The organism is Streptomyces sp. NBC_00568 (assembly GCF_026341855.1).
GTDB lineage: Bacteria > Actinomycetota > Actinomycetes > Streptomycetales > Streptomycetaceae > Streptomyces.
Genome location: NZ_JAPENW010000001.1, coordinates 3,581,014 through 3,600,729, shown reverse-complemented (window position 1 = coordinate 3,600,729; position 19,716 = coordinate 3,581,014). Strand labels below are relative to the sequence as shown.

15 protein-coding genes are annotated in these 19,716 nt (G+C 72.5%); 4 read left to right on the top strand and 11 right to left on the bottom strand.

Annotated features, from left to right (window positions below):
- Positions 1-727: 727 nt before the first annotated feature.
- The gene (locus OOK38_RS15780; RefSeq protein ID WP_261701816.1) at positions 728-1,420 is read right to left on the bottom strand and encodes a metal-dependent transcriptional regulator; all 693 of its coding nucleotides are present in this window, start codon (positions 1,418-1,420) and stop codon (positions 728-730) included.
- Between the two features lie 380 nt (positions 1,421-1,800).
- Here OOK38_RS15780 and OOK38_RS15775 point away from each other — a divergent pair, with 380 nt between their 5' ends.
- The gene (locus tag OOK38_RS15775) at positions 1,801-2,556 is read left to right on the top strand and encodes an SIS domain-containing protein (RefSeq protein ID WP_266759894.1); all 756 of its coding nucleotides are present in this window, start codon (positions 1,801-1,803) and stop codon (positions 2,554-2,556) included.
- Positions 2,557-2,659: 103 nt separating this feature from the next.
- Here the strand turns inward: OOK38_RS15775 and OOK38_RS15770 are convergent, their stop codons facing one another.
- Positions 2,660-4,042, bottom strand: coding sequence for a PAS domain-containing protein (locus OOK38_RS15770; protein ID WP_266759896.1), 1,383 nt, complete (start codon positions 4,040-4,042; stop codon positions 2,660-2,662).
- 732 nt (positions 4,043-4,774) lie between these two features.
- Here OOK38_RS15770 and OOK38_RS15765 point away from each other — a divergent pair.
- Complete coding sequence (locus OOK38_RS15765) at positions 4,775-5,830, top strand: isopenicillin N synthase family oxygenase (RefSeq protein ID WP_266759897.1); 1,056 nt, start codon at positions 4,775-4,777, stop codon at positions 5,828-5,830.
- A 17-nt stretch (positions 5,831-5,847) separates the two neighbouring features.
- Here OOK38_RS15765 and OOK38_RS15760 read toward each other — a convergent pair whose 3' ends face one another.
- Positions 5,848-6,948 (bottom strand): citrate synthase 2, encoded by a 1,101-nt coding sequence (locus OOK38_RS15760; protein WP_266759899.1) that lies wholly within the window; start codon positions 6,946-6,948, stop codon positions 5,848-5,850.
- A gap of 441 nt (positions 6,949-7,389) precedes the next feature.
- Between OOK38_RS15760 and pdxH the strand changes: the two genes are divergently transcribed.
- Entirely contained in the window at positions 7,390-8,028 is a 639-nt protein-coding gene (gene pdxH / locus OOK38_RS15755; RefSeq protein ID WP_266849345.1) for a pyridoxamine 5'-phosphate oxidase, read from the top strand.
- A gap of 47 nt (positions 8,029-8,075) precedes the next feature.
- Here pdxH and OOK38_RS15750 read toward each other — a convergent pair whose 3' ends face one another.
- From OOK38_RS15750 to OOK38_RS15715, 8 genes are all read right to left on the bottom strand, one after another.
- On the bottom strand, positions 8,076-8,693 hold the full coding sequence (locus tag OOK38_RS15750) for a TetR/AcrR family transcriptional regulator (RefSeq protein WP_266759901.1): 618 nt from the start codon (positions 8,691-8,693) through the stop codon (positions 8,076-8,078).
- Entirely contained in the window at positions 8,681-9,415 is a 735-nt protein-coding gene (locus OOK38_RS15745) for an enoyl-CoA hydratase family protein (RefSeq protein ID WP_266848528.1), read from the bottom strand. The genes OOK38_RS15750 and OOK38_RS15745 overlap by 13 nt, the downstream gene beginning before the upstream one ends.
- The gene (locus tag OOK38_RS15740; protein WP_266759903.1) at positions 9,412-10,977 is read right to left on the bottom strand and encodes a 4-coumarate--CoA ligase family protein; all 1,566 of its coding nucleotides are present in this window, start codon (positions 10,975-10,977) and stop codon (positions 9,412-9,414) included. The genes OOK38_RS15745 and OOK38_RS15740 overlap by 4 nt, the downstream gene beginning before the upstream one ends.
- A 17-nt stretch (positions 10,978-10,994) precedes the next feature.
- Positions 10,995-12,185: an acyl-CoA dehydrogenase family protein gene (locus tag OOK38_RS15735; protein ID WP_266759905.1), complete on the bottom strand. Its 1,191-nt coding sequence runs from the start codon at positions 12,183-12,185 to the stop codon at positions 10,995-10,997.
- Between the two features lie 127 nt (positions 12,186-12,312).
- Positions 12,313-14,223: a biotin carboxylase N-terminal domain-containing protein gene (locus OOK38_RS15730; protein ID WP_266848526.1), complete on the bottom strand. Its 1,911-nt coding sequence runs from the start codon at positions 14,221-14,223 to the stop codon at positions 12,313-12,315.
- 8 nt (positions 14,224-14,231) lie between these two features.
- A complete protein-coding gene (locus tag OOK38_RS15725) occupies positions 14,232-15,830 on the bottom strand; it encodes an acyl-CoA carboxylase subunit beta (RefSeq protein WP_266848525.1) in 1,599 nt (532 codons plus the stop codon).
- Positions 15,827-17,578, bottom strand: coding sequence for an acyclic terpene utilization AtuA family protein (locus OOK38_RS15720; protein ID WP_266848524.1), 1,752 nt, complete (start codon positions 17,576-17,578; stop codon positions 15,827-15,829). The genes OOK38_RS15725 and OOK38_RS15720 overlap by 4 nt, the downstream gene beginning before the upstream one ends.
- The gene (locus tag OOK38_RS15715; RefSeq protein WP_266759913.1) at positions 17,575-18,378 is read right to left on the bottom strand and encodes a TIGR03084 family metal-binding protein; all 804 of its coding nucleotides are present in this window, start codon (positions 18,376-18,378) and stop codon (positions 17,575-17,577) included. The genes OOK38_RS15720 and OOK38_RS15715 overlap by 4 nt, the downstream gene beginning before the upstream one ends.
- Positions 18,379-18,717: 339 nt before the next feature.
- Between OOK38_RS15715 and OOK38_RS15710 the strand changes: the two genes are divergently transcribed.
- Positions 18,718-19,695, top strand: a complete 978-nt coding sequence (locus OOK38_RS15710; protein ID WP_266759914.1) for a DMT family transporter — start codon at positions 18,718-18,720, stop codon at positions 19,693-19,695.
- Positions 19,696-19,716: the final 21 nt, after the last annotated feature.

Below are 19,716 nucleotides of genomic sequence, written 5' to 3'. Positions count from 1 at the left end.
CAGCGGGAGGCGGACCGCTCGGGGAAAACGGTCCGAGGGGAATGACCTTGAGAGCTCGGGGCTCCGGGTCAGCACAGGGGAGGACAGGCCCCGGCGCCTTACGGCGCCGGGGCCCTCTCCACATCTGCGGCACATCCTTACGCCCCCTCCCCGACCGCACACCATCGCTCTCGGACACGGTCAAGAGCCCTCAGGTCATATGCCTCACGCGACAGCCTCGCACGCAAATGGTCCCGGCGCTGCGATTCCGCACACTGAATCTTGGTTTCGGCCAGGTCGCGAAAACACCACAACTGCCCCTACAGCCACAGCAGTTGACACACCCAGGGGTGCGCCGGACGACATGCGCCCCACGGTGTCCGGCGTGCGCCCGGGCGCCGACGTGGAGGTCAGCGGCTGCCGGCCCCTGCGTCGACGCCCGGGAGCTGCCCCTCGCGGGCACCGGAAACTCGGGCGGGGAAAAGGCCGATATCCGGAACCACGGATACCGGCCGGGCGGGTGCCGGAATTCCGGCCACCGGAATCCGGGATACCGGAATCCCGGGCACCGGAAGCATCGGCACCGGACGTCAGGACGCTCCGGGAGGTCCGGACAACGCAGGACCGGACACCGCGGGCACGGTCCGCCGAGGCGCGGGCGCGGGCAGGGCGCGCACCCGTTCCGGGGACCGGGCGCTCGGGCGCGGAAGGCGCGGGCACCGGGGAGCCGGTACGCCCGCCGACGGCGTCAGCGCTTGGCGACGAACACATGGGAGGCAACGTCGGCCTCCAGCTCCGCGGCCTCGCCGCCGCTGCCCACGAGGACCCCGCCCGCCGACTCGGTCACGCTGACCACGGAGCCGGGCTGCACGCCCGCCCGTCGCAGCGTGTACATCAGCTGCGCGTCGGTCTGGATCGGCTCACCGATCCGCCGTACGACCACGGTCTTGCCGTCCAGACCCGGGTCGAGCTCGGCCAGCGACACCATGCCCTCGTCCAGGAACGGGTCGGCGCCGTCCTTCTCGCCCAGCTCCTCCAGGCCCGGGATCGGGTTCCCGTACGGCGACTCGGTCGGGTGGCGCAGCAGCTCCAGCACGCGCCGCTCCACCGCCTCGCTCATCACGTGCTCCCAGCGGCACGCCTCCGCGTGCACCTGCTCCCACTCCAGACCGATCACGTCGACGAGGAGACACTCCGCGAGGCGGTGCTTGCGCATGACGCGTGTGGCCAGCCGCCGTCCCTCGTCGGTGAGTTCAAGATGCCGGTCGCTGGCGACCGCCACCAGACCGTCGCGCTCCATCCGCGCCACCGTCTGGCTCACCGTCGGGCCGCTCTGGTCGAGCCGCTCCGCGATCCGGGCGCGCATGGGGACAACGCCTTCCTCCTCCAGCTCGAGGATGGTGCGGAGATACATCTCCGTGGTGTCGATCAGTCCGGACATTCGTGCCCCTCGATTAGCTCTGCCGGAGACTCGATGGTCCACCGGCGTGTGCGCTGGCCCTGAACTCAATTCTGACGCATAGCACTGACAACCGTGCCTCGCCGTCCGAACCGCATGCTGCCGAGTGCCCCGAAAACGTGCGGACACGGGCCGCGGACCGCCCGCGCGGGCCGCGGCAGGGGCGCCCCGGACCACCCTCGACGGTCGTGGACCGCGCCCGAGGGTCGTATTGACAGGGCAGTGGTCCAGACCGCAACGTGATCCGCGACACGAGGGGAGTACGGCCGCACCGGGGAACCGGTTCAGCCGCCCGTCCGCCGCGTGCCGACCCCGACGCCGACGAGACGTCCAAGCGACGAGACTTCAAAGGGGCTTCGCCGATGAGCGACAGCAAGCTGGCCGGGCAGTTCTTCGACGCCGCGATCGGCCTGCTGCGGCAGGTACGGGACGAGGACGCCGGGGAGATCGAGGCGGCCGGGACCCTGATCGCCGACACCGTCACCGACGGCGGCCGGCTCTTCGCCTTCGGCGCCGGGCACTCCTCGCTCGCCGCGCAGGACATCGTCTACCGCGCGGGCGGCCTCGCCCTGATGAATCTGCTCGCCGTGCCGGGAGTCGTGGGCGTCGACGTCATGCCCGCGACGCTGGGCTCCGCCCTGGAGCGGGTCGACGGTCTGGCGAGCGCGGTCCTCGACTCCAGCCCGCTCCGTGCCGGCGACCTGCTGGTGATCATCTCGCTCTCCGGCCGCAACGCGCTCCCCGTGGAAATGGCCATGAACGCCCGCGCCCTGGGCGTGAAGGTCATCGGCGTCACCTCCGTCGCCTACGCCACCGAGACGACGTCCCGGCACGTGTCGGGCACCTACCTCAAGGACCACTGCGACCTCGTCCTCGACTCGAGGATCCCGGTCGGCGACGCGGAACTCACCGTGGACTCCATCGAAGCACCCTTCGCCCCCGCCTCGACCGTCGTCACCTCGGCCCTCCTGCAGGCCGTCATGGCCACCGCCGCCGGCGCCCTCGCCGACCGCGGCATCGAACCGCCCCTGCTCCGCTCGGGCAACGTCGACGGCGGCCACGAGTGGAACGGACGGATCATGACGGAGTACGGGGACCGGATCTTCTACCGCCGCTGAGAGGACGTACCGGAGGGGGTGCGCCCAGAGGTACGCACCCCGGCGGGCCCAGGTCCGGCGGCCCCGGGTGGAGGCCGCGGGGAGTTCGCGTCCCGGGGCGGCCTCAGGGCCGTCGCGTCAGCTCCTCCAGGTCCAGCGCCATCGCGATCCGTACCGCCACGTCCTCCGCGTACATCGCGTCCGCGCGCTCGAACCGGCTGCGCCCCGCGCTCCGCAGGAACGTCACGACTCCCAGCGTCCGCCCGCGGCTGCGCAGCACCGCGCACAGGGCGTGCACGGCGTCGCGGGGCCACTGGCGGGCGAGAGCCCACTCGCGCGCCCGCTCGGCGTCGGCGGCGCCCGCGTCGGCCCGTACCGACCCGGCGCGTTCCACGCACTGCAGCGCGGGGTGCCCCTCGGCGTAGCGCACGGGCAGCCCGGCCTTGCCGGTGAGGATGCTCGGTCCGGGCGCCCCGGCGGGTGTGGCGACGGTCCGGACGAGCCGCACGGGCCCCTCCTCCCCGTCCACGAGCCGGCCCCCGGTCACCCGGTCGACCAGGGCGTGGTCGGCGAAGCCCGCGAGGGCGAAGTCGAGGTGGACGGTGGCGGCCTCGCCCGGGTCCTCGCACTCCGCGGCGGCCCGCGCCGCACGGTGCAGCTGGTTGGCGCGGAAGCGCAGCAGCGCCGCTTCCTGCTCGGTCTGCTTGGCCTCGGTCACGTCCTGGAAGAGCCAGCCGACACCCAGGGGTACGGGCTCCTCCGCGAGCGGCGAGGCGAGCCGCAGGAACCCGCTGCGCCAGCACCGGCGCCTCTCGCCCTCCGGCGTGCGCACGCTCACCCACAACTCCGCGGGCGCGGGCGGCGCACCCTCGGACAGTACGTGGGTGAAGGCGCTCTCCAGTTCCTCGACGCCCTGGGAGAGCAGCTCCCCCAGGGGGCGGCCGAGAACGGAGGTGCGTCCGGTCCCGAGCGCCTTCGCGGCGTGCGCGTTGACCACGGCGGGCCGCAGGTCGGCGTCGACCAGCACCACGCCCCAGCTGGCGTCCTCGAACAGCGCCTCGCTCAGGGCTATGGACCGTTCGAGGTCGATCTGGGCGTGCACCTCGCTGAAGGCGCAGTACACCCCGGCTGGCTTGCCGTCCGGGCCGCGGACCGCGGCGGACTGGGTGCGGACGAGCACGCGGCCGCCGTCCTTGGTCAGGAGCGCGAACTCGTGCACCTGGCGGCCGGGGGCCTCCATCGCGGACATCAGCCGGGTCTCGACCTCTTCGGCGTCCGCGGTCCGCACGGCCCAGCCGGCGAAGCCGTGCCGCCCCACGGCCTCGGCCGCCGTCCACCCGAGAATGCGCTCGGCCTCGCGGTTCCAGTGCGTCACGGTTCCGTCGGCGTCGAAGGCGCACAGGGCCGCGTCCATGCCGTCCAGCAGCGCGGCAAGCAGGTCGGAACCATCCGGCTCGGGCTCGTCCGGCCCCAGCTCGGTGGTCCCACTACGCCGGGAAGCACTCACCTGGACCCCCTGCAGGCTGCGTCCGCGTGTACGGCGCGACAGTTCGCTCACTCGTCACCATTCAACTCGAACGTGACCCAGCCCACACCCGTTCCCCGAAGATTGGGCGAAATCGTTGTACGCCGGATTTTCGCCCCGTCCGTCCCAGGAGCACCCGTCCCGCCAGTTCTCCGTAAATCGCTTGAGGCTCCCCGGATGTCTTCCTAGAGTGCTGCCCACGTAGGAGAGGAGGTGGTTCGGCTCATGACGGAAACCCGGACATACGAGGTGGCTGCGGGCTAGCGGCCCGTTGTCGGACTCGGTTCGGCGCCGGACCAGCATGCGTGATGCGCGTGCAGCCGGCCCAATCCAACGCAGTCACCCGACCCGCGAGCTCGCCGGTGCGTCCGGCCGGCTCCTTCGCCGCACGGCGGAGGGACCCGAGCTCGCGGGTCGTCTGCGTTTCGGCACGGACGCGTGTCCGGCGGGGGCGAGCGCCGGGGCCCGGGGGAGCGTTCGGCCGGAGTGACCCGGGCCACAGGAGGATCGCGGGGGCGGCAGTATCCTGTGGCCATGCCTCCGATGCTCGTCCGACGCCGCCACGTGGATTTCGTGCGCGTCACGAGCATGGGCTGTCGGCGCTCTGCCTGACCGGCCCCCTTCGCACCGCTTCTCTCCTCCACCTGGCACCCGCGGCCCCCGCCCCACCCCTGGCGGCCGCCCGGGCACCCGTACACCCCGCGGACGCATCTCATGACGACGAACACGTCTTTCACGCCTGCCTCGAACGGGCAGCGGTTCCCCTCGTACCAGCAGCTTCCGATCATCGATCTCTCCGCCGCCGACCGCGGCCCCCAGGCGCGAGCGCTGCTGCACGCGCAGTTGCACAGCGCCGCCCACGACGTGGGCTTCTTCCAGCTCACCGGGCACGGGGTGACCGAGGCCGAGACCGGCGCGCTGCTGCGGGCCATGCACCGGTTCTTCGCGCTCCCCGAGGCCGACCGGCTGGCCATCGACAACATCGGCTCGCCGCACTTCCGCGGGTACACGCGGACGGGTGACGAGCGGACCGGCGGCAGCCGGGACTGGCGGGACCAGCTCGACATCGGGGCCGAGCGGGCCGCGCGGACACCCGGTCCCGGCGAGCCCGCGTACTGGTGGCTGGAGGGACCGAACCAGTGGCCGGCCGCGCTGCCGGAACTGCGGACGGCCGCGCTGGCCTGGATCGAACGGCTGAGCTCGGTCGCGGCACGGCTGCTGCGCGAGCTGCTGACCGCGATCGGAGCCCCCGCCGGCTTCTACGACCCGGTCTTCGGCGAGCGGGCCCACCCGCATCTGAAGCTGGTGCGGTATCCGGGGAGCGCGGGCGACGGCGCCGACCAGGGCGTGGGAGCGCACAAGGACTACGGATTCCTGACGCTGCTGCTCCAGGATCAGGTCGGCGGGCTGCAGGTGCAACGCGAGGACGGCCGCTTCCACGACGTGCCGCCGCTGCCGGGCGCCTTCGTGGTCAACCTGGGTGAGCTCCTGGAGGTCGCCACCAACGGCTATCTCGTGGCGACCAACCACCGGGTGGTGAGCCCGGCCGGGGCCACCGAGCGGTTCTCGGTGCCGTTCTTCTACAACCCCCGCCTCGACGCCCGGATCGAGCCGCTGCCGTTCCCGCACGCCTCCGCCGCGCCCGGCGTCACCGACGATCCGTCGAATCCGCTCTTCGCCGAGTACGGCTTCAACGAGCTGAAGGGCAAGCTGCGGGCGCACCCGCTGGTCGCCGCCCGTCATCACGCGGAGCTGCTCACTCCCGCGTGATGACCGGCGTACGGGGGTCAGCGGGCGATGTCCCCGTATCCCTCGATCTCCTGGGGGCCCCGCGAGCCGGGGCCCACGTAGTGCGCGGAGGGACGCACCAGGCGGCCCGTGCGCTTCTGCTCCAGGATGTGCGCCGACCAGCCCGCGGTACGGGCGCACGTGAACATGGACGTGAACATGTGGGCCGGGACCTCGGCGAAGTCGAGGACGATGGCCGCCCAGAACTCGACGTTCGTCGCCAGGACACGGTCCGGGCGGCGGGCGTGGAGCTCGGCGAGAGCGGCCTTCTCCAGGGCTTCGGCGATCTCGAAGCGGGGGGCGCCGAGCTCGCGCGCGGTGCGGCGCAGCACCCGCGCGCGCGGGTCCTCGGCGCGGTAGACGCGGTGGCCGAAGCCCATCAGGCGTTCGCCCTTGTCGAGGGCGTGGCGGACGTAGGCGTCGGCGTCCCCGGTGCGCTCGATCTCCTCGATCATGCCGAGGACGCGGGAGGGGGCGCCTCCGTGCAGCGGACCCGACATGGCTCCCACGGCGCCGGAGAGCGCGGCGGCGACGTCCGCGCCCGTCGAGGCGATCACGCGCGCGGTGAACGTGGAGGCGTTCATGCCGTGCTCGGCGGCCGAGGTCCAGTAGGCGTCGACGGCGGCGACATGCTTGGGGTCGGGCTCGCCCCGCCAGCGGATCATGAACCGTTCGACGACGGACTGGGCCTTGTCGATCTCGTTCTGCGGAACCATCGGCCGGCCCTGGCCGCGGGCGGACTGGGCGACGTACGACAGGGCCATGACGGCGGCGCGCGCGAGGTCCTCGCGGGCCTGCCGCTCGTCGATGTCGAGGAGGGGTTTGAGGCCCCAGACCGGGGCGAGCATGGCGAGCGCGGACTGCACGTCGACACGGATGTCACCGGAGTGGACGGGGATCGGGAACGGCTCGGCGGGCGGCAGGCCGGGATTGAAGGCGCCGTCGACGAGGAGTCCCCAGACATTGCCGAAGGAGACATGGCCGACGAGGTCCTCGATGTCGACGCCCCGGTACCGGAGAGCGCCGCCCTCCTTATCCGGTTCGGCGATCTCCGTCTCGAACGCGACGACTCCTTCGAGTCCGGGTACGAAGTCGGACATCAGGCGGCTCCTCGTGATGTGTACGACAAATGATGTTGTGGGATCTCTGTGACCCTGTGCCCTATCACGGGTGACGGTCGACGATCGTGCGGTTCGCGAGCCGGTTCCACGGTCGTTTTACGAAGACTCTCGAATGGTCTTCGAAAGATCTCCGCCGACTCGCGGTCCGAAACGGTCACTCCGGTGATGCCCCGTGCGGCCGGTCATCCAACCGGAACGGCAGCAGCACGATATCTCCGAGTGCCACCTTTGGGGAGAGTACGCGGCACTGAGTGCCACCGCGTGACGAAGGACACCCGCCCGCGGGAGCGGGCACGGATACGGCAGGATGACGGCGTGACCGATCGCTTCCCGGACGAATCCACGACCGAGCCCCTCATCCGGCGCGCGGCCGAGGCCGCCGAGGCCGCGGACGAGGAAATCGCCGCCGACCCCGCCGCCATGCGGGCCCACTACCGCGCCGAGGGCCTCGACGAGGGCGATCTCGCCGCGCACCCCATGGACCAGTTCTCCCGCTGGTTCAAGCAGGCGGCGCAGGCCGCGGTGCACGGCTTCCTGCACGAGCCGAACGCGATGGTCGTCTCCACGGCGGACGCCGAGGGCCGGCCCAGCTCGCGCACGGTGCTGCTCAAGCAGTACGACGAGCAGGGCTTCGTCTTCTACACCAACTACGACTCGCGCAAGGCCCTCGAGCTGGCCCGCAACCCGTACATCTCGCTGCTCTTCCCGTGGCACCCGATGGCCCGGCAGGTCATCGTCACCGGGACGGCGCGACGCACCGGCCGGGACGAGACCGCCGCGTACTTCCGCACCCGCCCGCACGGCTCCCAGCTCGGCGCCTGGGCGAGCACGCAGTCCACGGTCATCTCCTCGCGCACCGAGCTGGACGCCTCGTACGCGGAGCTGAGCGAGCGCTATCCGGAGGGCGAACAGGTGCCGGTGCCGCCGCACTGGGGAGGCTTCCGGATCGCCCCGCAGTCGGTCGAGTTCTGGCAGGGCCGCGAGAACCGCCTCCACGACCGGCTCCGCTACGCGGCCGAGCCGGACGGCAGCTGGCGGATCGAGCGGCTCAGCCCCTGACCGGCGAGGCAACCGCCCGCCCCCCGGGTGTCCGGCTCCCGGCGCGGTCAGCCCAGCGCCTCCTCCACGATCGCGCCCCACTGCGCCACGACCCGCTCCCGGCGCGCCGCGTCATCGGTGAGCAGGTTCGCGAGGCCGAGCCCGCGCGCCATGTCGAGCAGGCCCTGCACCGTCTCGCGCACGCCGGGGCGGGACTCGTCCGCGCCCAGCAGGTCCACCGCGATGCGGTGGCTCTCGCGTCCGACACGGGCCTCGAGCTCGGTCACGCGCGAGCGGAGCTGGTCCTCGTTGGAGGCCGCGACCCACAGGTGGAGTGCCGCGCGGAACAGCGGCCCGGTGTAGAGGCCGACGAGGGCGGTGACGACGACACGCCGGTCGGCGGGGCCGTCGGGGAAGAGGGCGCGCAGGGCGGTGGAGCGTTCCTCGGCGACGTACTCGACCGCCGCCGTGAAGAGGTCCTCGCGGGTGGGGAAGTGGTGCTGGGCGGCGCCCCGGGAGACACCGGCGCGCTCGGCGACGACGGAGACCGTGGAGCCCGCCCAGCCGTGTTCGGCGAGACAGGCCACGGCGGCGGCCAGGAGCCGCTGCCGGGTGGCCCGGCTGCGGTCCTGTTTGGGGACGTGCGGAGTACGTGCCGCGTGCTCCGTCGCGCTCACACCACCCATGCGGGATCCCGTCGTTCGAGGAAGGCCGTCATCCCCTCGCGGGCCTGCGCGGAGGAGAACAGCCGGGCCGAGAGCGCGGTCAGGTCCGCCGCGTCCCGGTCGAAGGCCTCCAGCACCTTAGCCGTGAGCAGCTCCTTCGTCTCGGCGAGGCCTTGCGGGGACGATCGGCGCAGCCCGTCCAGAACGGGTGCGAGTACGGCGTCCACGTCCTCGCCGGACGCCGTCAGGAGCCCCGTGCGGACCGCCTCGGAGGCGTCGAAGCGCTCGCCCGTGAGGTAGTAGCGGGCGAGGGCGCGCGGGTCCGTGCGCGGCAGCAGCGGGAGCGAGATCACGGCGGGGGCGACCCCGATGCGTACCTCCGTGAAGGCGAAGCTCGCCTCCGGGCCGGCCACCGCGATGTCGCAGGCCCCGAGCAGGCCGAGGCCGCCAGCCCGGACGTGCCCGGTCACCCGGGCCACGACGGGTCTGCGCAGCTCGACGATCTGCCGCAGCAGCCCGACGAAGGCGTCCGGGTGCGGCGGTTCGCGCAGGTCGGCGCCCGCGCAGAAGGTGTTCCCCGTGTGGGTCAGGACGACCGCGCGGGTCTCGTCGTCCTTGCCGCAGCGGGTGAGCGCGTCGGCCAGCTCGCCCACGAGGGCGGCAGACAGGGCGTTGCGGTTGGTTGGTGAGTCGAGGGTGAGGGTGGTGACGGCGCGATCCCGCGCCGTACGGACGACGGTCATGAGAGGCCTCGCAGTTCCCGGCGCAGGATCTTCCCGGAGGCCGCCCTCGGGACGGCGTCGATGAAGGTGACGAGACGGACCCGCTTGTACGGGGCGACGCGCTCGGCGACGTGCATCATCACCTCTCCCTCGGACAGGCCGGCGGCGGAGGGCTGGCGCACCACGAAGGCGTGCGGGACTTCGTTGTGGTCCTCGTTGTAGGCCCCGATGACGGCGGCGTCGGCGATGCCGGGGTGGGTGAGCAGCAGCGCCTCCAGCTCGGCGGGGGCGACCTGGAAGCCCTTGTACTTGATGAGTTCCTTGACCCGGTCCACGACGAACAGCCAGCCGTCCGCGTCCACGTGCCCGACGTCCCCGGTGTGCAGCCAGCCGTCCGGGTCGATCATCGCGGCGGTCGCGTCGGGGCGGCCCAGATAGCCCTTCATGACCTGGGGACCCCGGACGACGATCTCGCCGGGCTCTCCGACGCCCAGGTCCTTGCCCGGGTCGTCGAGGGAGACGATGCGCATCTCGGTGCCCGCCACGAGCTTGCCGACGGTCCCCGGGGGCGCGTCCTGGGCGCTCAGCGGGACGACGTGGGTGCCGGGCGACAGCTCCGTCATGCCGTACGCCTGGCCCACCGGCGGCAGCCCCAGCCGTGCCGAGCACGCGGCGGCGAGCGACGCGTCCAGGGGCGCGGCCGAGCAGATGATGTATTCCAGGGACGACAGGTCGTACTCGGCGACCGCCGGATGCTTGGCGAGCGCGAGGACGATCGGCGGCGCCACGTACAGGCCGGTGATGCGGTGTTCCTGGATGGCGGCCAGGAAGGTGTCGAGTTCGAAGCGGGGCAGGACGACGACGGTGGCGCCCTGCCTCAGGGGCGCGTTCATCAGAGCCGTCAGCCCGTAGATGTGGAAGAACGGCAGCACGGCGAGGATGCGGTCGCCCGGGCCCATCGGCATGGCCGGTGAGAGCTGCGCGAGATTGGTGGCTATGGAGCGGTGGGTGAGCATCACGCCCTTGGGGACGCCGGTGGTGCCCGAGGAGTACGGGAGCGCCGCCACGTCCTCGACGGGGTCGATGTCGACCTGCGGTTCGGGGGCGGAACCGCTGAGCAGGTCGGCCAGCGAGCGATGTCCGGGTGCCTGGTCGCACACGAAGATCTCCCGTACGCCGCCCGCGAGTTCGGCGGCCTGCCGGGCCGCGTCCAGCAGGGGCGAGACGGTCACGATCCAGCGGGCCGAGGAGTCCCGCAGCTGTTTGGCGAACTCCTCCGGGGTGGCGAGCGGGTGCACCGTCGTGACCGACGCCCCCGCGCGCGTGGCCCCGTAGAAGACCGTCGGGAAGGCGATGGTGTTCGGGCTGTGCAGCGCCAGCACATCGCCCTTGCGCAGCCCCGCCTCGGCCAGCGCGGCGGCCAGTCGCCGGTGGAACAGGTCGAGTTGGGCGTAGGTGAGCGTGGTGCCGTCGACGCCGTCGACGAGCGCGGGTGCGTCGCCGCGCTCGGCGGCGTGGCCCAGGACGGCGTCGTGGATGGGCTCCTCGACGGCCGGTACATCGGCGTACTCGCTGCGGAACACGGTTCCTCCTAGAGCGGTCAGTACGACTTGGGCAGACCCAGGGTCTGGTGGGAGACGTAGTTGAGAATCATCTCCCTGCTCACCGGCGCGATACGAGACACGCGCGCCGCCGTAATCAGCGAAGCGAGGCCGAACTCCCGCGTGAGGCCGTTGCCGCCGAGGGTGTGCACGGCCTGGTCGACGGCCCGTACGCAGGCCTCCCCGGCAGCGTATTTGGCCATGTTGGCGGCCTCTCCGGCCCCGATGTCGTCCCCCGAGTCGTACAGGAAGGCCGCCTTCTGCATCATCAGCCGGGCCAGTTCGAGTTCGATGTGGGCCTGCGCCAGCGGGTGCGCGATGGCCTGGTGGGCGCCGATCGGCGCCTTCCAGACGGTGCGCTCACGCGCGTACTCGACGGCCTTGGCGAGCGCGAAACGGCCCATGCCGATCGCGAACGCGGCCGTCATCACCCGCTCCGGGTTGAGCCCGGCGAACAGTTGCAGCAGCCCCGCGTCCTCTCCCCCACTGCCGAAAGCGTGGGAGGGGCCCCCACCGACGAGCGCGTCGGCCGGCAGCCGTACGTCGTCCAGGGTCAGCTCGAACTGCTTCTCGGCACTGGCCAGTTCCATGTCGATCTGCCGCCGCCCGAAACCCTCGGTGTCGCGCGGGACGATGAACAGGCAGGGCTTGAGACTGCCCGTGCGCGCGTCCTCCGTGCGGCCCACGATGAGCGTCGCGTCGGCGATGTCGACGCCGGAGATGAACACCTTGCGGCCGTTCAGGACCCAGTCGGTGCCGTCACGGCGGGCCGTGGTGGTGATCCGGTGCGAGTTGGAACCGGCGTCGGGCTCGGTGATGCCGAACGCCATGGTGCGGGTGCCGTCCGACAGGCCCGGCAGCCACGTCCGCTTCTGCTCCTCGGTGCCGAAGCGGGCGATGACCGTGCCGCAGATGGCGGGCGAGACGACGAGCATCAGCAGCGGGCAGCCCGCCGCACCCAACTCCTCCAGCACGATCGACAGTTCCGCGATGCCGCCGCCTCCGCCGCCGTACTCCTCCGGGAGGTTCACCCCCAGGTAGCCGAGCTTGCCCGCCTCGGACCAGAGCTCGTCGGGGTGGCCGCCCTCGGCGACGGCCTTGGTGAGGTACTCGCGGCCGTAGCGCTTGCCGAGAGCGGCGACCGCGGAACGCAGCGCCTTGTGTTCGTCGGTCTCTGTGACAGGGCTCATGACGGCTCCTCGGTACGGAGGTTCGGAGGTTCGGAACGGAATGTGCGGCCTGTACCTAGCTGTTCGCGCCCGCGCGGCTCAGGTCCGCGCGGTGGTGCTGCCCGGCGTCCCGGCACCGGGCGCGTGCTCACCGGGCGTCGTCCCGCGGTGCCTGCTCCTGCGCTGCCTGTTCCTGCGCTGCCTGTTCCTGCGCTGCCGCCTCCTGTACGACGGCCAGCAGCGCGCCCACCTCGACCTGCTGTCCGACGACGACGTGCAGGGCGCCGAGTGTTCCTGTCGTCGGCGCGGAGATCCTGTGCTCCATCTTCATCGCCTCCAGCCACAGCAGGGGTTCGCCCGCCCGCACGACGGCGCCCTCGGCCAGCCCCTCGGCGACCCGGACCACGGTGCCGGGCATCGGCGCGAGCAGCGAACCGGGAGCCCGGTCCGCGGCAGGGTCGGGGAAGCGGGGCAGCGCGGTCAGCGCGGCGGCGTTCACGAAGACCTGCCCGTCGGCGTACCGCGCGACCTCGAACGTCCGCCGTACGCCGTCCACTTCGAGGACGACACGGTCCGCGTCGGCGTGCGCCACCCGCACCCCGTCGGCCGCGAGTCCCGCCCGCGTGTGCCGGTAGGTGACCTCGTGCTCGGCGCCGTGCATCAGATAGCGCTTGGTCTGCGGCTGCGACGCCAGGTTCCGCCAGCCGCCGAACCGCGAACGGCCGTGCGCGTCGGCCAGAGCGGCGGCCAGCGGGGCGTACGGATCGGGAACGGGCCCGGTCAGCGCGGCGAGGTGACGGTCGTAGAAGCCCGTGTCCATCCGGGCCCCGGCGAACTCCTCGTGCCGCAGCGACCGCACGAGGAGATCCCTGTTGGTGACAGGTCCGTGGATCGTGGCCCGCTCCAGCGCGCCGGACAGTTTCCGCAGGGCCTCCGCGCGTGTACCGGCGTGCGCGACGACCTTCGCGAGCATCGGATCGTAGTGGATACCGACGCCGTCCCCGTCGGTGAAACCCGTGTCCAGCCGGACGCCGTCCGGGACGGAGATCCGGTGCAGCGTGCCCGTCTGCGGCGCCCACGCGCCCGCCGGGTCCTCCGCGTACAGCCGGGCCTCCACCGCGTGGCCCCGCGGGCGCGGGGGGTCGCTCTCCAGCCGCTCCCCCTCCGCGACCCGGAGCTGCAGGGCCACCAGATCGACCCCGAACACCGCCTCCGTCACCGGGTGCTCGACCTGGAGACGCGTGTTCATCTCCAGGAAGTGCGCCGTGCCGTCGGCGACCAGGAACTCGACCGTGCCGGCGCCGACGTAGTCCACCGCGCGGGCGGCCCGCACGGACAGGTCGTACAGCGTCCGCGTGAGCTCGTCGCCGAGCCCGGGAGCCGGCGCCTCCTCGATGACCTTCTGATGACGCCGCTGGAGGGAACAGTCACGCGTGCCCAGCGGCCAGACCGTGCCGTGCGCGTCGGCCAGGATCTGCACCTCGACGTGCCGGCCGCCCTCCACGTACGGCTCGACGAACACCTCCCCGTCCCCGAAGGCGCTCAGGGCCTCCGCTCGGGCCGCCTCCAGCTCGGCGTCGAGGTCGGCGAGGTCACGGACGATCCGCATCCCGCGCCCGCCGCCGCCCGCGGCCGCCTTGACCAGCACCGGCAGGTCCGCCGCGGTGACCCGCTCCAGCGGGGCGAGTCCCATCAGCTTCTTCGCACGGGTCTTGGAGGCCATCGCCTCGATCGCCTCCGGCGACGGACCGACCCACACCAGCCCCGCGTCGATCACCGCCCGCGCGAAACCGGCGTTCTCCGACAGGAACCCGTACCCCGGGTGCACGGCGTCCGCGCCCGCGTCCAGCGCGGCCCGCACGATCAGATCGCCCCGCAGATACGTCTCCGAGGGCGCCGCGCCCGGCAACCGCACCGCCGCGTCCGCCACCCGCGCGTGCAGGGCGTTCTCGTCGGCGTCGGAATACACCGCGACCGTGCGCACCCCCGCCTCGCGGCAGGTACGGAAGACCCGGCAGGCGATCTCGCCCCGGTTGGCGACCAGCAGACTCGAAATCACGTGGTTCCTCACATCCGGAAGACGCCGAAGCCACCGCGCGCGCCCTCGAAGGGCGCCGTGTGGATCGCGGACAGGCACAGGCCGAGGACGGTGCGGGTGTCGCGCGGGTCGATGACCCCGTCGTCGTACAGCCGCCCGGACAGGAACATCGGCAGCGACTCGGACTCGATCTGCTGCTCGACCATGGCGCGCAGCGCCGCGTCCGCGTCGTCGTCGTAGGGCTGCCCCTTCGCGGCGGCCGACTGCCGGGCGACGATCGACAGGACGCCCGCGAGCTGCTGCGGTCCCATCACGGCCGACTTGGCGCTGGGCCACGCGAACAGGAAGCGGGGGTCGTAGGCGCGCCCGCACATCCCGTAGTGGCCTGCGCCGTAGGAGGCGCCCATCAGCACCGACAGATGCGGGACCCGCGAGTTGCTCACCGCGTTGATCATCATCGCGCCGTGCTTGATGATGCCGCCCTGCTCGTACTCCTTGCCGACCATGTAGCCGGTGGTGTTGTGCAGGAAGAGCAGCGGGATGTCGCGCTGGTTGGCCAGCTGGATGAACTGGGCGGCCTTCTGGGACTCGGCGCTGAACAGCACGCCCTGGGCGTTGGCGAGGATGCCGACCGGATAGCCGTGCAGGCTCGCCCAGCCGGTGGTCAGGCTCGTCCCGTACAGCGGCTTGAACTCGTCGAAGTCCGAGCCGTCGACGATCCGGGCGATGACCTCACGCGGATCGAACGGATGCTTGAGATCGCCCGGGACGATCCCCAGGAGTTCGTCCTCGTCGTACTTCGGGGGCTCCGCCGGAGCGGGATCGCCGTACGCCTTGCGGTGGTTGAGACGGGCGACCACCCGCCGGGCCTGCCGGAGCGCGTCCCGCTCGTCGACGGCGAAGTGGTCCGCGAGACCCGACACACGCGCGTGCATCTCGGCGCCGCCCAGCGACTCGTCGTCGCTCTCCTCGCCCGTGGCCATCTTCACCAGCGGCGGCCCGCCGAGAAAGACCTTCGCCCGTTCCTTGACCATGATCACGTGATCGGACATCCCGGGGACGTACGCGCCCCCGGCCGTCGAGTTCCCGAAGACCACGGCCACCGTGGGGATGCCCGCCGCCGACAGCCGGGTGATGTCACGGAAGATCGCACCCCCGGGGATGAAGATCTCCTTCTGCGACGGCAGATCCGCGCCGCCCGACTCGACCAGGCTGATGCAGGGCAGCCGGTTCGCGAGCGCGATGTCGTTCGCCCGCAGCGCCTTCTTCAGGCTCCACGGGTTGCTCGCGCCGCCGCGCACCGTCGGGTCGTTCGCCGTGATCAGGCACTCGACGCCCTCGACGACGCCGATCCCGGTGACGAGCGAGGCGCCCACCGCGTAGTCGCTGCCCCAGGCCGCGAGCGGCGACAGCTCCAGGAAGGGCGTGTCCGGGTCGAGCAGCAGCTCGATCCGCTCACGGGCCAGGAGCTTGCCGCGTCCGCGGTGCCGGGCGACGTACTTCTCACCGCCGCCCGCGAGCGCCTTGGCATGCTCGGACTCCAGATCGGCGAGCTTGCCGACCATGGCCTCGCGATGGGCCGCGTACTCGGGACTCTTGACGTCGAGCGTGGAGGAAAGCACGGTCATAGCAGGGCCTCCGGGATGTCCAGGTGACGGGAGCGGAGCCATTCGCCGAGGGCCTTGGCCTGGGGGTCGAAGCGGGCCTGGGAGGCGACGCCCTCGCCGAGGATCCCCTCGACCACGAAGTTGAGGGCGCGGAGGTTGGGAAGGACGTGACGGACGACCTTCAGATCACGGGTCTCCGGCAGCAGACTCCGGAACGTGTCCGTCGTCAGGGCATGGGCCAGCCACCGCCAGGCGTCGTCCGTACGCGCCCAGACGCCGACATTGGCGTTCCCGCCCTTGTCCCCGCTGCGCGCCCCCGCGACCCGTCCGAGCGGCGCCCGCCGGGTCGGCCCCGCGGGCAACGGCTCGGGCAGGGGCGGCTCTTCGGGGGTTTCCAGTACGAGGGTGTCGTGGGCCGGGGGCACGGCGACCCGGCGGCCGTCGTGGAGGACCGCCGCATGATCCACGGTGTCCTGGGGGACGTACACGTCCTCGAAGACCCCGTAGGGCGAGCCCGGGCCGGGTGGCGCCATCACATGGAATCCGGGGTAGCTCGCCAGCGCCAGTTCCACGGCGGCTCCGCTCAGCGCCCGTCCGACCGCCCTCTGGTCCTGGTCGCGCACGACGAGGCGGAGCAGGGCGCTCGCGGTCTCCTCGGTGGGGGCGTCGGGGTGGTCGGTGCGGGAGAGGTCCCAGCGGACCTCCGCCGGGCGGGACCTGGCGGTGTCGAAGGCGGCCTCCAGCTGGGCCCGCACGAGCTCCGCCTTGCGCTCGATGTCGAGCCCCGTCAGGACGAAGACGACCTCGTTGCGGAAGCCGCCGAGCCGGTTGAGGCCGACCTTGAGGGTGGGCGGCGGGGCCTCCCCGCGCACGCCGTCGATCCTTACCCGGTCCGGACCCTCCTGGGTGAGCGCGACCGTGTCGAGCCGGGCGGTGACGTCGGGCCCCGCGTACCGGGCGCCCTGCGTCTCGTACAGGAGCTGCGCGGTGACCGTGCCGACGTCGACGAGGCCGCCGGTGCCGTCGTGCTTGGTGATGACGCTCGACCCGTCCTCGTGGAGTTCGGCGAGCGGGAAGCCGGGGTGGCGCAGCCGGGCCGGGTCGTGGTCGGTGAAGAAGGCGTAGTTGCCGCCGGTGGCCTGGGTGCCGCACTCCAGGACGTGCCCGGCGACGACGGCGCCCGCGAGCCGGTCGTGGTCGTCCGGCCCCCAGCCGAAGTGGGCGACGGCGGGCCCGGTGACCAGCGCGGCGTCGGTGACGCGCCCGGTGACGACGATGTCCGCGCCCTCGCGCAGACAGGCGGCGATGCCCGCACCGCCCAGGTAGGCGTGCGCGGCGAGGCTGCCGATGGGGGTCCCCCCTGGCCGAGCGGAGTCGAGAATTCGGGGGCGGCCGGTGAGGTCGTCGCCCTCGACGTGGGCGACGCGCACCGGGATGCCGAGCCGGCCGGCCAGCTCCCGCACGGCGTCGGCGAGTCCGGCCGGGTTCAGGCCGCCCGCGTTCGTGACGAGGCGTACGCCGCGCTCGTGGGCGAGGCCGAGGCACTCCTCCAGCTGGCGCAGGAAGGTCTTGGCGTAGCCGCGCCCGGGGTCCTTCAGCCGGTCGCGGCCGAGGATGAGCATGGTCAGTTCGGCGAGGTAGTCGCCGGTCAGGACGTCGAGCGGGCCGCCGGTGAGCATCTCGCGCAGCGCGTCGAAGCGGTCGCCGTAGAAGCCGGAGGCGTTGCCGATGCGCAGGGGGCGGGCCGGGGTCGCGGCTCCCTCGGTCACCGGCCGGCCTCCTTGGGCTCCCGCCCGGCACCCGGCGGACCGGCGAAGGCCTGCGCGATGTCCAGCCAGCGGTCGGCGTCGGGGCCCTCCGCCCGCACGGCGAGGTCTGCGCGGTGGGCGCGCTGGGTCACCAGCAGGCAGAAGTCGAGGGCGGGGCCGGTGACGCGCTGCGGGGCGCCGGCCGGGCCGTAGGTCCACATCTCGCCGGAGGGGCCCTCGAGTTCCACGCGGAACTCGTCGGCGGGTGCGGTGAGGCCGTGCACGGCGAAGGCGAAGTCACGGGCGCGCACGCCGATTCGAACCACATGCTTGAGCCGGTCGGTGGGTGGGCGCACCACACCCAGCGCATCGGCCACGTCCTGTCCGTGGGCCCAGGTCTCCATGAGGCGCCCGGTGGCCATGGAGGCGACCGACATGGGCGGGCCGTACCAGGGGAACCGGGTTCCGGCGGGTGCCGCGCGCAGGGCCGTCTCCAGGGCGGTCCGTCCTTCGCGCCAGCCGGCGAGCAGCCGGGCAGGCGGCTGTGCGGCGCCCTCGTCCGCGCCCTCGTCCACGAAGCCGTCGGGAGAGGCGAGCGCCTTCTCGACCTCCTTCGCGAAGGCCTCGGCGTCGGTGACGGCGAGCAGGGCGGACCGGTCGGTCCAGGCGAGATGCGCGATCTGGTGGGCGACGGTCCAGCCCTCGGCAGGCGTGCCGAGGGCCCACTGCCCCTCACCCAACTCCCCTACCAGCCGGTCGAGTTCCTCGCTCTCCCGGTGCAGATCGTCGATCACGGAGACCACGGACGACGCGTCGGACACGATGCGCTCCCCTCGGGACACGACGGTGTGTGGCACGGAGCATGGCAGCGCCGGAATAAACAAGCAAGCATGCTTGCATTAATTCAGGCCGATGCCGGGGCGAGGTCCGGCACGGAAGCTACCGACGAGCGGTTCCGCCCGGCGACGCTACGCGCGGCGTGCCGGACGGGGCCCGGACACCCGCACTCGGACACCTGGCGCGGGCGCGCGCCCCCTCGGGCGGCCCGGGCGATTCTTTGAGACAGTTGCATAACGAGTTCACACGCCTGACCGAGTCCATTACTCTGGACCCGCAGGTGCAGTATGATGAACGAACGCGTCGATCCCCTGGAAGGTCCCGTGAACACCCCCAGCGCCGCCCCGTCCTCCCCGGCCTCGGCCGCCCCCGCCCTGGCGCCCGCGCCCGCGGCCGGTGCGCCCACGGCGGGCGGTTCCGGTCGGCGTGGCGCCCTCGGGCCCGTGGGCCTGGTGCTCGCCGGAGGGATCTCCGTGCAGTTCGGCGGGGCTCTCGCGGTGAGCCTGATGCCCAGGGTGGGCGCCCTCGGCGTGGTGACGCTGCGACTGGTGGTGGCCGCGATCGTGCTGCTGCTGGTCTGCCGCCCGAAGGTGCGCGGACACTCGCGCGCCGACTGGAACACGGTGGTCGTCTTCGGCTTCACCATGGCCGCGATGAACGGCCTCTTCTACCAGGCGGTCGCCCGCATCCCGCTCGGCACGGCCGTCACGCTCGAAGTCCTCGGCCCGCTCGCCCTCTCCGTCCTCACCTCCCGCCGCGCCGTGAACCTGCTCTGGGCGGGCCTCGCCCTCGGCGGCGTGTTCCTGCTCGGCGGCGGCGGAGGCTTCAGCAGCCTCGACCCCGCGGGTGTCGCCTTCGCCCTGGGCGCGGGCGCCATGTGGGCGGCGTACATCATCTTCAGCGCGCGGACGGGCAGACGCTTCCCCCAGGCCGACGGCCTCGCCCTGGCCATGGTGGTCGCGGCGGTGGTGTTCCTGCCGCTCGGGATCGTCGAGTCGGGCTCGAAGCTCCTCGTCCCGACGACGGTCGCCCTGGGAGCCGCGGTGGCCATGCTCTCCTCGGTCCTCCCCTACACCCTCGAGCTCCTCGCCCTGCGCCGCCTCCCCGCCTCCACCTTCGCCATCCTGATGAGCCTGGAACCGGCCGTGGCCGCCACCGCCGGCTTCCTCGTCCTGGACCAGGCCCTCTCCCTCACCGAGTCCCTCGCCATCGCCCTGGTCATCGCGGCGAGCATGGGCGCGGTGCGCACCCAGGTGGGCCGCGGGAAGGCCAAGGGCCTCGAGACGAACCTGGACGGATAGCGGGACCGGGGGCCGCACCCC

What these genes read in the sequence shown, in the direction of transcription:
- OOK38_RS15780 (WP_261701816.1), bottom strand. Translation starts at nt 1,420, where the DNA reads ATGTCCGGACTGATCGACACCACGGAGATGTATCTCCGCACCATCCTC.
- OOK38_RS15775 (WP_266759894.1), top strand. Translation starts at nt 1,801, where the DNA reads ATGAGCGACAGCAAGCTGGCCGGGCAGTTCTTCGACGCCGCGATCGGC.
- OOK38_RS15765 (WP_266759897.1), top strand. Translation starts at nt 4,775, where the DNA reads ATGACGACGAACACGTCTTTCACGCCTGCCTCGAACGGGCAGCGGTTC.
- OOK38_RS15760 (WP_266759899.1), bottom strand. Translation starts at nt 6,948, where the DNA reads ATGTCCGACTTCGTACCCGGACTCGAAGGAGTCGTCGCGTTCGAGACG.
- pdxH (WP_266849345.1), top strand. Translation starts at nt 7,390, where the DNA reads ATGCGGGCCCACTACCGCGCCGAGGGCCTCGACGAGGGCGATCTCGCC.
- OOK38_RS15750 (WP_266759901.1), bottom strand. Translation starts at nt 8,693, where the DNA reads ATGGGTGGTGTGAGCGCGACGGAGCACGCGGCACGTACTCCGCACGTC.
- OOK38_RS15745 (WP_266848528.1), bottom strand. Translation starts at nt 9,415, where the DNA reads ATGACCGTCGTCCGTACGGCGCGGGATCGCGCCGTCACCACCCTCACC.
- OOK38_RS15735 (WP_266759905.1), bottom strand. Translation starts at nt 12,185, where the DNA reads ATGAGCCCTGTCACAGAGACCGACGAACACAAGGCGCTGCGTTCCGCG.
- OOK38_RS15725 (WP_266848525.1), bottom strand. Translation starts at nt 15,830, where the DNA reads ATGACCGTGCTTTCCTCCACGCTCGACGTCAAGAGTCCCGAGTACGCG.